Below are 11,506 nucleotides of genomic sequence, written 5' to 3'. Positions count from 1 at the left end.
GGCGGCCCGGAGGGGGAAGGGGCCGGCGCCGGCGACGGAAGCGAGGCGGGCGGGAGCGAGGCGGGCGGGAGCGAGGCGGGCGGCTCGGCAGACAGGCGGGACAGGGGGCGCGCGATGTCGCGCGCACCACCCCGGCAGGACGCGTGCGCCGTTGACGCGTACCGGTGCAGAGGTGTTGAAGAGACACAAGAGGCGTCGGCCGACCGAAATGAGGTCAGTCGACCCACGTTAGCCACCTCGCCGCATGTTCCGCTGGAAAATGCCAGAAGACTCACTCCCCGCGCCTACGTTGCGTAGCTTCGTCATCACTCAGCCGAACCGCAGGCGGGAGGGGAGCCAACGGTGCCCGGAATCGACGAGTGTCTACTGGAGGCCATGCGGCTGCCCGGCGCACGGGGCGCCGCGTTGGTCGACTGGACGAGCGGCCTGGCCCTGGGGGCGGTCGGGGAGTTCCCCGGCGGCGACCACGAGGCGGCCGCGGCCGAGGCCGCAGAGGTCGCCCGGCTGACGGCCGAGCAGCGGGCGTTCACCCCCGACGGCTACGACCGTCACGAGCACGCGGACGAGACCGGAGGCGCCGACGCGACGGCCGGGGCGGTCGGCGTCGATCCTCCGGTCGAGGACCTGATCATCAGCAACCGGGACAGCTACCACGTGCTGCGTTTCGTGCCGACGTCCTTCGACAGCAGCGTGTTCCTGCACGTGTGGCTGGGCCGGCCGGACGGCAACCTGGCGCTCGCCCGGATCCGGCTGGGCGAGATGGCCGGACGGCTGGTGCTCGGGTGACCGCGGTGAGAACCCACCCCCAGGGGACGACCCCGCCGCCCCGGCTGCCCGTGCGCGAGAAGTCCGGGACCCGCGACCGCGGCGGCGCGCTGTCGCCGATGCTCACCCGGCTCGCGGCCGAGCGGGCGACGGGCGTCCTGGAGCGCGAGCGCGGCTCGCTCTACCTCGCCGAGGGCCGCGTGGTGCACGCCGAGAGCCCGCTCGCCCCGGGCCTCGACGTGCTCCTCCTGGCCCACGGCACCCTCTCCCCCGCCGTCTGGCAGGACGCGGTGGACCGGGCCGACGAGGAGTACGGGGCCGCCCGGCTGCTGCTCGACGCCGGCCGCGTCCCGCGCGGCGCGCTGGAGCTGTGCCACCTGGAGGCGGTGTACGACGCGGCCTACTTCGCGCTCGCCCCCAGCAGCACCCCGGGCCACTTCCGCTACGGGGCCGGACACTGGCTGGGCGCCCTGCGGCCGGTCCCGGTGGACGCGGTCGAGCGCGAGACGCTGCGCCGGCGCGAGCTGCTGGACCGTCTGTGGCCCGACCCCCTGACCGACGGGGCGCCGCTGCGCCGGGCCGACGCCGTGGCCGCGCCCGCGCCGACCGCCCGGCAGAGCGCGGTGCTGGCCCTGGCGGACGGTGTGCGCACCGCGCCGGACATCGCCCGCGAGCTGGGCCGGCAGGCCTTCCACACCCTGGTGGACGCCCGGCGGCTGGCGGCGGCGGGGCTGCTGACGGCGCTCTTCCCTCCGCCGCGCGCCCCCCATGCCCCGGCCGCCGCCGTGCCCGGCCTCCCGCCCCGCCACGCGCTCACCGCGGCCGACGGCGCCACCGGGACGGCCGCGGCCGAGCCCCCGCGGGGCATCACGCTGCCCCGCGTCAACGACCCCGACATCACCCTGCTGAAGAGGCTCAGGGATGCGCTGGAGGCCCTTTGAACGGCAGCGACCGCGTGCCGAGAGGAGCGAGCTGATGGCCTCGGCGCCCGAGATACTCGACGAGCTGCGGCGGCTGCGGGCGCGGGTGCCCCAGCTGACCGGCGCCCTCGCGGCGGGCGTGGACGGCCTGGTCCTCGCCCACGACACGCCCGGCGTGGAACCGGAGGTGGTGGCCGCGCTGACCGCCGCCGCCCTCGGCGTCGCCGTGCGGATGGCGGACACCACCGGCCAGGGCGACTTCCGCGAGCTGCTCGTGCGCGGACGGTACGGCTACGTCGCGACGTACGCGGCCGGCGAGTCCGCCGTGCTGACCCTGCTCGCGCAGGACCGCGTCAACGTCGGCCGGCTGCACCTGGAGGGCCGCCGCGCCGGGGCCCGCGTCGGGGAGCTCGTGGACGCCCGGGAGACGGCGGCCCGGCGGGCGCGGGCCGCGCCCGCCGAGGCGCCGCCGACGCCCCCCGCCAAGCCGCCGGTGCGCACACCGGCCAAGCCCCCGACCGTACGGACCAGAACGGCGCGCGGCCCGGCCACCGCCAACGCGCGCACCACCACGGAAAGCTGACAGGAACCGAGGAGCACACGTCATGGCCAACACCGAAACCACGCTGAAAGAGTGCCTCGCCTCCATCGAGGGGGCGACCGGAGTCGCGCTCGTCGACTACACCAGCGGCATGGCGCTCGGCACGCTCGGCGGCAGCAAGACGTTCGACCTGAACATCGCCGCTGCCGGCAACACCGACGTGGTGCGCGCCAAGATGCGCACCATGGAGCACCTCGGGCTCAAGGGCCAGATCGAGGACATCCTGATCACCCTGGCCGACCAGTACCACCTCATCCGGCTGATCAGCGGCCGGGGCGGCAACGGGCTCTTCATGTACCTCGTCCTGGACGCCAAGCGGGCCAACCTGGCGATGGCCCGCCACCAGTTGAGGAAGATCGAGGAGGACCTGGAGGTCTGAGCCCGCGCCCGCGCGTCCGGCCGACGGCACGGCCCCGGCCAGGACCCCGCCCGGACCATGCGCCGGGCAGGGCGGGCGAGCGGTCTGTCGACCGGCCGCCGATCAGCAGACGGGCGGGCCGGCAGGTCGGGAGACCGGCAGACCGGCAGACCGGCTAGACGAGTGCCGCGGTGCGGCGGCGGGCTCCGCCCGGGGCCGCGTCGCCCGCCGCGACGCCGGTGCTGCGGTACGCCTTGACGGCCTTGCCGGCCGGACGGCCGCCGTGCCGGTCCAGCCAGTCGACGCGCACCCACAGCAGCGCGTCGTCCTCCCGCTCGCGCCGCCCGATCCAGGCGGCCTTCCAGCGCAGCCCCGCCCCGCAGCCGGCGAGCAGCAGCCCGCCCGCCGAGGGCGCCGCGAGGGAAGCGCCCAGCGCGGCCAGGAAGGCGAGCAGGAGCCACCGGCGGTGACCGCGGCGCCAGGTGCGCACGGTCACCGCCCGGTCCTGGAGCACGTCGTGCTTGCCGGCCCGGGCGGCCCCGCGGCCCAGCTCGGTGAACCGGCGCCGGCCGCGCACTGCCGTGAGCGCCGCCGCCACGAGGAACAGCGCGGCCCCGGCGAGCACCCCGATCCGCCGTCCCGTCAGGCCCGGCGTCAGGACGCCGACCCCAGCCGCGAACACCCCGCACCACCACAACGGCGCGGCTCCCGCCCGTACGACGACGGCCACCCGGGCCAATCCCTGTCCTCCGCGTGCCACTTCCGCCTCCTGGTCACTCGGGCACTGTCCCGTGACCGCGCAGACTAGTGAGCGAACGTGAGACGAGTCTGAGAGCGCGCCCCGCCCGCGCGGGCCGAGGTCACTCCACGAACAGCCCGCGCGACGACGCCCGCGCGTCGAACTCCTCCAGCCGGGCCTGCGCGTCGGGCAGGTCGTCGCACATCGCCTCCAGCAGCATCCGCCCGAGCAGCATCGGCGCACAGGCCGTGTCGAAGGCGAGGCCGGTGCCCACGGCGGCCGGCAGCAGCAGGTCGGAGACCTTGGCGACCGGCGCGAACGCGGAGTCGGCGACCGTGACCACGCTGAGCCCGGCCTCCCGGGCGTAGCCGAGGGTGTCGACGACCTCGCGCGGGTGGCGGGGCAGCGCGAAGCAGAGCAGGGCGGAGGCGCCGGCCCGGACGGCGGCGTCGATCCGGTCGTGGATCATGGTGCCGCCCTCGTGCAGCAGCCGTACGTCCGGATGGACCTTGGCGGCGAAGTACGCGAACCCGTAGGCCTGGGAGGCGGCGGCCCGCAGGCCGAGGACGGGCAGCGGACGCGAGGCGGCCAGCAGCCGGCCCGCCCGCCGCACCGGACGGGGGTCGGCGAGCACCTCGGCGAGGTGCCGCAGGTTCTCGATCTCGGCCTCGACGGCCTGCTGGTACTCGTTGTACGAGGCGGAGTCCGCGGGCTGTTCGGCGGGGGCGACCTCGCGCAGATGCCGGCGCAGGGCGGGGTAGCCGTCGAAGCCGAGGGCGACGGCGAAGCGGGTCACGGACGGCTGGCTGACCCCGGCGAGCTCGGCCAGCTCCACGCTGGACAGGAACGGCACGTCGGCGGCGCGCCGCACCATGCTGTGCGCGATCCGCCGCTGGGTCGGCGTCAGGCGGTGCCCCTCGAAGAGGGTCTGCAACCGCGCGGCGGGGCTGTCCGCCCCGGCCCCCGGCCCGCCCCCACCGAACTCCGTCTCCGCGCTCATGCCCCGCTCCCCCTCCAGATGTCCGTGAACCGGTCCAGCAGACCGGCCGCCGCGCGCACGTCCTCCGTGAGCGGCCGGTCGGCCTGGTCGGCGTCGAGCAGCGTCTCGGCCAGCTCCAGCGCGCGCCCCGCCGGAAGACCCGGCTCGGGCCGCAGCTCGCGCTGGCGCAGCGCCCGTACGGCGGCGACCAGTTCGCAGCCGACGACGAGACGGTACGCGGCGCACGCCCGCAGTGTCTGCCGGGCGGCGAGCGAGGCGAAACTGGCCTGCTCCTCGACGCCCCGGGAGAGTACAGCGTGGCCGAGCGACGCGGGCGCCGAGAAGGCCCGCAGGTCGCCCAGGGCGGCGCCGGCGGCGTACTCCAGGATCATCACGCCGGAGGAGGCGGGCTCGGGGTCGGCGAGGAAGGGCCGCAGGCGGGTGTAGGCGGGTTCGTTGAGCGTGGAGAGCCGCGAGGTGGACAACCGCGCGACCTGGGTCAGGGCCAGTCTGAAGTGGTCCAGGACGAGGGCGAGCTGGGCCTGGTAGAAGCCGCCGTGGTGATAGGCGCTCATGTCCTCGGGGCAGATGAGGGGGTTCTCGGCGGCCGCGTTGATCTCGACGGCGATCACCTCCTCCAGGGCGTCGGCGGCATCGTGCGCGGGGCCGTGGATCTGGGGCAGGCAGCGGAAGCCGTACGGGTCCTGGATCCGTCCGAGGGGCGGTGTGGGCCGGTCCTCGGCGCCGATCAGCTCGCGCATGCGGCGGGCGACCTCGGCCGAGCCGCGGTGCGGGCGGGCGGCGTGCACGGGGGCGGCGTAGGCCTCGTGCGAGCCGTCCACGGCGAGCAGCGAGAGGGCGGCGACGACCTGGGTGGCTTGCAGGAGCCCGCGCAGTTCGTGCAGGGCGAGGGCGGACTGGCCGAGGGTGAGGGCGTTGCTGCTGATGAGCGCGAGGGCGTCGTTGTTGTCGAGCGGCTGCGGTGCGGGGCCCCGGGCTCCGCGCCACGGGTGCTCGCCCACCAGCGCGAGGCCGACCTGCGCGAGGGCGGCCAGGTCGCCCGTGCCCACCGAGCCGAACTCGTTGACGACCGGATGGGCGCCGCTCTCCAGGGCCTCGCACAGCGCGGTGACGACGCCGGGCCTCAGTCCCGCGCCCCCGGCGAGCAGTTGGTTGGCGCGGACGGCGAGCATCGCGCGGACCTGCCGGGCGGGCAGTTCCTCGCCTATGGCGCCCGCGTGACTGCGCAGCAGGCGCAGGCCGTGTTCGGCGGCCGCCTCGGTGGGCACGTCCTCGTTCCGGTTGGCGCCGACGCCGGTGGAGCGGCCGTAGACGCGGCCGGTGGCGGCGATCAGCCGGGCGGCGTCCCAGGCCTCGGTCATCCGCTGGGTCGCGTCGGTGCCCGGGACCGGCCGGGCCACGCCGTCGGCGAGGCGGACGACGTCCTCGACGCCGAGGGAGATCCCGTCGAGGACGACGAGACCGGAGCCCGCTCTGGGAGATGCGTCCACGATCCGAGACGACATAAGGCCGCGACCTCCCCTCGATCCGGACACTCGATCTTGCCTGCCGGTCATCCGTTACGTCGGATCCACACCGGAGCGTTGACAAGTTATTCACCTACGGAGAACTCTGCATGAGGCTATACAGCCGGGCAAGGGGCAACTCATGATCCAGTTCGAGGCGGTCCACAAGCGCTTCCCCAACGGCACGACGGCAGTCCACGACCTCTCCCTCCCCATGCCGGAGGGCGGCCGCGCGGCCGAACTGCCGGAGACCGTCGCCCTGTCCGCCGACTCCGGCCGCCGCCACCCGCACCAGCCCTCGCCGCCGACCCGCCCGTGCAGCACGGGCCGACCGGGTAGCCGGCCCCCGCCGGACACGGGGGCTATCCCCAGTGCGCCGGGCGCCCCCGCTCCCTAGCCTTGGTGCCCATGACGGGATGGGAGACGGCCATGGACGCGCGGGACACGGACCTGAAGAAGGAGCTCGACGCCACGTTGCAGACGCGCAGGGAACTGGGCGAGGAGTACGAGTCCGCGCTGGTGGACTCGTTCCTGGAGAAGGTCGACCAGCGCATCGACGCCGCGGTGGAGCGCCGGGTGCGGCGCCAGCTCGCGGAGCAGCAGATGGCGGCGGCCCGGGGCTCGCGCGCGCCGAAGCCCACCGACTCCTGGGGCGACCGCTTCGGCTTCGGCATCGTGTCGCTGATCCTGGCGATCCCGCTGTCGGCGATCTGCGGAGCCTTCGGCGGCTTCTCCGGCGTGCTCGCCACCTGGATCGGGGTCGTCGGCGTGAACTTCGTCCAGGCCGCCCGCAGCAACCCCGCGCTGCTGTCGGGCCCGCGCCGGCGGTCCCCGCGGGACGACGACTGAGGAGAGCGGTCCCCGGCTCCGGGCCTCACGCCTGCCGGGTCGGCAGCACCATGATCTGCCGCAGGTTGACGTGCCGGGGACGGCTGGTCGCGTAGGCGACGACGTCGGCGATCTCCGCCGACGACAGCGCGCCGATGGCGTCGACCATGCCGTCCAGCTGCCCGGCCAGGTCGTCGTTGTCGAGATGCGTCGCCAGCTCGGTCTCCGTCAGGCCCGGCTCGACGTTGGTGACCCGCACGTCCCGGGGCCCGAACTCGGTGCGCAGCGACTGGGACAGGTAGGTGACGGCGGCCTTGGTCGCCCCGTACACCGCGTAGTGGGGGAACGTGACGTGCGCGCCGATGGAGGAGACGTTCACGAGGTCGGCGGCGCGCCCCCCGGCGGCGGCGCCCACCAGGTCCGCGGTGAAGGCGCGGATCATCCGCAGCACCCCGGTGACGTTGGTGTCGAGCATCCGCTGCCACTCGTCGACGCGGCCGTCGTCGACGGGGTTCGGCAGCATGACGCCGGCGTTGTTGACGACCAGGTCGACGCTTCCGTAGGCCTCCCTGACCCGGTCCGCGGCGGCCGCCACGGACGCGTCGTCGGTGACGTCGGCGACGACCGCGAGGGCCTCGCCGCCGTCGGCGCGGATCTTCTCGGCGACCGCCTCCAGCCGGTCCGCGCGCCGGGCCAGCAGCGCGACCCGGGCGCCCGACGCGGCGAGCAGGACGGCCACCGCCTCCCCGATCCCGCTGGCGGCGCCGGTGACGACGGCGGTGCGGCCGGCAAGGCTCGCGTACGGGTTCTCGTACGGCATGTGGTGCTCCCGACATGGTGGGCCGGGGCGTCTCCCCGGCGGCAGGCACCACTGTCGCCGCCCGTCACGGAGCTACCCAGGGATGCGCTTTTCCTGGGTCCGGCAGTACCAGGTTCGCCGTGCGCGCGTCCCCTACGATCGGACGCATGGACGGGGACCTCGGTGATTTTCTGCGCTCGCGCCGTGCTCGCATCCGGCCGGAGGAGGTCGGTCTGCCCTCGCACGGGCGCCGGCGCGTCCCCGGGCTGCGGCGCGAGGAGGTGGCGCAGCTCGCCGGGGTGAGCGTCGACTACTACATCCGGCTGGAACAGGGCCGCGGTCCCGCCGTCAGCGACGCGGTGCTGGACGCCGTCGCCCGCGTCCTGCGCCTGGACGACACCGAGCACGCCTATCTGCGCGCCGTCGCCCGCCCGCGCAGAACCGCCGCGCGACCGTCCGCGCCCCGCGTCCGCCCCGGGGTGCGGGCGCTGCTCGACAGCATGGAGCGCACCCCCGCCTTCGTGCTGGACCAGCGGATGGACGTGCTGGCGTGGAACGCGCTCGCCGACGCGGTCTTCGGCTACGCCCGGACCGGGCCCGAGGGCCGCAGCATCCCCCGGCACGTGTTCCTCGACCCCGCCTCGCGCGACTTCTACCCGGAGTGGTCCGCGGTGGCCGTCCAGTGCGTGGCGCATCTGCGGATGCTGGCGGGCCACCACCGGGACGACCGCCGGCTGACCGCGCTCGTCGGGGAGCTCTCGCTCAAGAGCGAGGACTTCCGCAGGCTGTGGGCGGATCATCCGGTCCGCGAGTGCGCCTACGGGGTGAAGCGCGTCCAGCACCCGGTCGCGGGCTCGCTGACCTTCCCCTACGAGACGCTGGCGGTGGCGGCGGACCCGGACCAGATGCTGCTGGTGTACACGCCGGAGCCGGGCTCGGAGACGGAGGAGCGGCTGCGGCTGCTGGGCAGCTGGGCGACGCCGGTGCGGACGACGCCGTAGGGCCTGCCCGGTGGGCAGGCCCTACGGCGGAAGCTTGCGCGGGAACCGCCGCACCCCCGTTGCCGGGGGGCGGGACGACGGCGGTCCCCGCGAGGGACGCGGGCCGGGTCAGGCCGGGCTTGCGCGTCCGTGGCGTCGGTGGAGGTCCGGGAGCCGCTCCGGAGGTCCGTGACGCCGTTCGGATGCCGGTGAGGCGGGGAGCCGCTCCCGCCGCCGACATCCATAAATATGCCGGACGCGTGTTAACCGGGTGCTGCGTGCACGTGACGCGCTCGTACCACTTCTACGAAGTCCACTGTTTCGGTGGGAAAACGGAAGTCCGGCGCCCGGGAGAGCCGTTCACCGCAGGTTCCCCCGCGGTTACGGCCCCCGCCCCCGAGAAGTTACTTCCCGCCCTTGGCCAGGAAGGCCAGCAGGTCCTGACGGCTGACGACCCCGGTGGGCTTGCCCTCGACGAGGACGATCGCCGCGTCCGCCGTGCCGAGCACGGACATCAGGTCGCCGACCGGCTCGCCGGAGCCGACCTGCGGCAGCGGCGCGGACATGTGCTTCTCCAGCGGGTCGTCGAGGGAGGCCCGCTGGGTGAACAGCGCGTCCAGCAGCTCCCGCTCCACGACCGACCCGACGACCTCGGCGGCCATGACGTCCGGGTGTCCGGCGCCCGGCTTCACGATCGGCATCTGCGAGACGCCGTACTCGCGCAGCACCTCGATGGCCTCGCCCACGGTCTCGTCGGGGTGCATGTGGACGAGGGAGGGGATGGCGCCGTGCACCTTGTCGTTGAGGACGTCGGCGACGCGTGCGCTGGGGCCCTCGTCCTCGAGGAAGCCGTAGTCGGCCATCCACTCGTCGTTGAAGATCTTCGAGAGGTAGCCGCGGCCGCTGTCGGGCAGGAGGACGACGACGACGTCGTCCGGGCCGAGCCGCTCGGCGACCCGCAGCGCCGCCACGACGGCCATGCCGCAGGAGCCGCCCACGAGCAGGCCCTCCTCCTTGGCCAGCCGTCGGGTCATCTGGAAGGAGTCCTTGTCGGACACGGGGACGATCTCGTCGGCGACGGTGCGGTCGTAGGCGGTCGGCCAGAAGTCCTCGCCGACGCCCTCGACCAGGTACGGCCGCCCGGACCCGCCGGAGTACACGGACCCCTCCGGGTCGGCGCCGACGACCTGCACGCGGCCCTCGCTGGCGTCCTTCAGGTACCGGCCGGTCCCGGAGATGGTGCCGCCGGTGCCGACGCCGGCGACGAAGTGGGTGATCCGCCCGTCGGTCTGCTCCCACAGCTCGGGGCCGGTGGAGTGGTAGTGGGAGAGCGGGTTGTTCGCGTTGGAGTACTGGTCGGGCTTCCACGCGCCCGGCGTCTCGCGCACGAGCCGGTCGGAGACGTTGTAGTAGGAGTCCGGGTGCTCGGGGTCCACCGCGGTCGGGCAGACCACGACCTCGGCGCCGTACGCGCGCAGCACGTTGATCTTGTCGGTGGACACCTTGTCGGGGCACACGAAGATGCAGTGGTAGCCCTTCTGCTGGGCCACGATGGCGAGCCCGACACCGGTGTTGCCGCTGGTCGGCTCGACGATCGTGCCGCCGGGCTTCAGCTCCCCGCTCTTCTCGGCGGCCTCGATCATGCGCAGGGCGATGCGGTCCTTCACGGAACCGCCCGGGTTGAAGTACTCCACCTTGGCCAGGACGGTCGCCCGGATGCCCTTGGTCACGCTGTTGAGCTTCACCAGCGGGGTGTTGCCGACGAGGCTGATCATCGAGTCGTGGAATTGCACCGTTGTCTCCGGTTGCTTGCAAAAACTGTGGTCGTAGTGGTCCCGCCAGGGTACGGGGCGGGCACCGACCGCAGGGGCATGTTCACTCCTCGTCGAGATTGGGCGACGGTGCGTACGGGGCAAGGAGTGGGTGTACGGACACGAGGAGGTGGCGTCGAGGCATGACGAGCATGTCGAGGGCGAGAGTGGCCCGGCGCATCGCGGCCGGCGCGGCCTACGGCGGCGGCGGCATCGGACTTGCCGGGGCGGCGGTGGCCGGGCTGGTGCTGGCGGAGGTGCATCTGGCCCGCCGCCAGGTGAACAACGGGGCGCACCCGCACGTCCCGCACGCGGACGGCCGCTACGGCACCGCGTACGACGCCCCCGGGCCCGGCAGGGAGCCCCTGCGGCTGACGATGCTGGGCGACTCCACTGCGGCGGGGCAGGGCGTCCACCGCTCCGGGCAGACGCCGGGCGCCCTGCTCGCCTCGGGGCTGGCGGCGGTGGCGGAACGGCCCGTGGAGCTGCGCAACGTGGCGCTGCCCGGCGCCCAGTCCGACGACCTCGACCGGCAGGTCGCGCTGGTTCTCCAGGACTGCGACCGGATCCCGGACGTCTGCGTGATCATGATCGGCGCGAACGACGTGACGCACCGCATGCCGCCCACCCGTTCGGTGCGGCACCTGGCGACCGCGGTGCGTCGGCTGCGCACGGCCGGCGCGGAGGTCGTCGTCGGCACCTGCCCGGACCTGGGCACGATCGAGCCGGTCCAGCAGCCGCTGCGCTGGCTGGCCCGCCGGGCCTCGCGTCAGCTGGCGGCGGCCCAGACGATCGGCGCGGTCGAGCAGGGCGGCCGCACGGTGTCCCTGGGCGACCTGCTGGGGCCGGAGTTCGAGGCGAACCCGCGTGAGCTGTTCGGCCCCGACCACTACCACCCGTCGGCGGAGGGCTACGCGACGGCGGCGATGGCGGTGCTGCCCACGGTCTGCGCGGCCCTCGGCCTGTGGCCGGCCGAGGAGGAGCGGCCGGACGCCACCCGGCACGAGGGCTTCCTCCCGGTGGCCCGGGCGGCGGCGGAAGCGGCCTCGGAGCCCGGCACGGAGGTGACGGCGGCCATGCCGACCGGCCCCCGCGGCCCCTGGGCCCTGCTGAAGCGCCGCCGCCGCCGGCGCGTCCCGGAACCGGAGTCCACCACCCGGACAACCGCCTGACCCCCACCTTGCCCACCCCCGCCATCCA

The 11,506-nt window shown here is 74.6% G+C and carries 13 protein-coding genes; 8 read left to right on the top strand and 5 right to left on the bottom strand.

The window, feature by feature from the left end:
• The first annotated feature begins 342 nt into the window (after window positions 1–342).
• Genes KMS84_RS35380 through KMS84_RS35365 form a run of 4 tightly spaced genes read left to right on the top strand, consistent with a single transcriptional unit; the run spans window position 343 to window position 2,665 of the window.
• A complete protein-coding gene (locus tag KMS84_RS35380; RefSeq protein ID WP_256920633.1) occupies window positions 343–786 on the top strand; it encodes a hypothetical protein in 444 nt (147 codons plus the stop codon).
• On the top strand, window positions 783–1,706 hold the full coding sequence (locus KMS84_RS35375; RefSeq protein WP_256920632.1) for a transcriptional regulator: 924 nt from the start codon (window positions 783–785) through the stop codon (window positions 1,704–1,706). The genes KMS84_RS35380 and KMS84_RS35375 overlap by 4 nt, the downstream gene beginning before the upstream one ends.
• A gap of 34 nt (window positions 1,707–1,740) precedes the next feature.
• Window positions 1,741–2,268, top strand: a complete 528-nt coding sequence (locus tag KMS84_RS35370) for a roadblock/LC7 domain-containing protein (RefSeq protein WP_256920631.1) — start codon at window positions 1,741–1,743, stop codon at window positions 2,266–2,268.
• A gap of 22 nt (window positions 2,269–2,290) precedes the next feature.
• Window positions 2,291–2,665, top strand: coding sequence for a roadblock/LC7 domain-containing protein (locus KMS84_RS35365; protein ID WP_256920630.1), 375 nt, complete (start codon window positions 2,291–2,293; stop codon window positions 2,663–2,665).
• A 154-nt stretch (window positions 2,666–2,819) separates the two neighbouring features.
• Here KMS84_RS35365 and KMS84_RS35360 read toward each other — a convergent pair whose 3' ends face one another.
• From KMS84_RS35360 to KMS84_RS35350, 3 genes are all read right to left on the bottom strand, one after another.
• Window positions 2,820–3,404, bottom strand: a complete 585-nt coding sequence (locus KMS84_RS35360) for a hypothetical protein (protein ID WP_256920629.1) — start codon at window positions 3,402–3,404, stop codon at window positions 2,820–2,822.
• A gap of 100 nt (window positions 3,405–3,504) precedes the next feature.
• On the bottom strand, window positions 3,505–4,383 hold the full coding sequence (locus KMS84_RS35355) for a MurR/RpiR family transcriptional regulator (protein WP_256920628.1): 879 nt from the start codon (window positions 4,381–4,383) through the stop codon (window positions 3,505–3,507).
• Window positions 4,380–5,888: an aromatic amino acid ammonia-lyase gene (locus KMS84_RS35350; RefSeq protein ID WP_256920627.1), complete on the bottom strand. Its 1,509-nt coding sequence runs from the start codon at window positions 5,886–5,888 to the stop codon at window positions 4,380–4,382. The genes KMS84_RS35355 and KMS84_RS35350 overlap by 4 nt, the downstream gene beginning before the upstream one ends.
• A gap of 142 nt (window positions 5,889–6,030) precedes the next feature.
• On the opposite strand from KMS84_RS35350, the gene KMS84_RS35345 reads away from it, so the two are divergent.
• On the top strand, window positions 6,031–6,285 hold the full coding sequence (locus tag KMS84_RS35345; RefSeq protein WP_256920635.1) for a hypothetical protein: 255 nt from the start codon (window positions 6,031–6,033) through the stop codon (window positions 6,283–6,285).
• 32 nt (window positions 6,286–6,317) lie between these two features.
• Entirely contained in the window at window positions 6,318–6,737 is a 420-nt protein-coding gene (locus tag KMS84_RS35340) for a hypothetical protein (RefSeq protein ID WP_256920634.1), read from the top strand.
• Window positions 6,738–6,762: 25 nt separating this feature from the next.
• On the opposite strand, the gene KMS84_RS35335 is transcribed toward KMS84_RS35340, so the two are convergent.
• Window positions 6,763–7,536 (bottom strand): SDR family oxidoreductase, encoded by a 774-nt coding sequence (locus tag KMS84_RS35335; RefSeq protein ID WP_256920626.1) that lies wholly within the window; start codon window positions 7,534–7,536, stop codon window positions 6,763–6,765.
• A 146-nt stretch (window positions 7,537–7,682) separates the two neighbouring features.
• On the opposite strand from KMS84_RS35335, the gene KMS84_RS35330 reads away from it, so the two are divergent.
• The gene (locus KMS84_RS35330) at window positions 7,683–8,516 is read left to right on the top strand and encodes a helix-turn-helix transcriptional regulator (RefSeq protein WP_256920625.1); all 834 of its coding nucleotides are present in this window, start codon (window positions 7,683–7,685) and stop codon (window positions 8,514–8,516) included.
• Window positions 8,517–8,899: 383 nt separating this feature from the next.
• Here the strand turns inward: KMS84_RS35330 and KMS84_RS35325 are convergent, their stop codons facing one another.
• The gene (locus KMS84_RS35325; protein WP_256920624.1) at window positions 8,900–10,288 is read right to left on the bottom strand and encodes a cystathionine beta-synthase; all 1,389 of its coding nucleotides are present in this window, start codon (window positions 10,286–10,288) and stop codon (window positions 8,900–8,902) included.
• Window positions 10,289–10,449: 161 nt separating this feature from the next.
• Between KMS84_RS35325 and KMS84_RS35320 the strand changes: the two genes are divergently transcribed.
• On the top strand, window positions 10,450–11,478 hold the full coding sequence (locus KMS84_RS35320; protein WP_256920623.1) for an SGNH/GDSL hydrolase family protein: 1,029 nt from the start codon (window positions 10,450–10,452) through the stop codon (window positions 11,476–11,478).
• Window positions 11,479–11,506 lie beyond the last annotated feature (28 nt).

This window comes from Streptomyces hilarionis, from assembly GCF_024539675.1.
Taxonomy (GTDB): domain Bacteria; phylum Actinomycetota; class Actinomycetes; order Streptomycetales; family Streptomycetaceae; genus Streptomyces; species Streptomyces hilarionis.
Note: the sequence above shows the minus strand (reverse complement) of the source record. Positions and strands in the feature narration are given on the sequence as shown.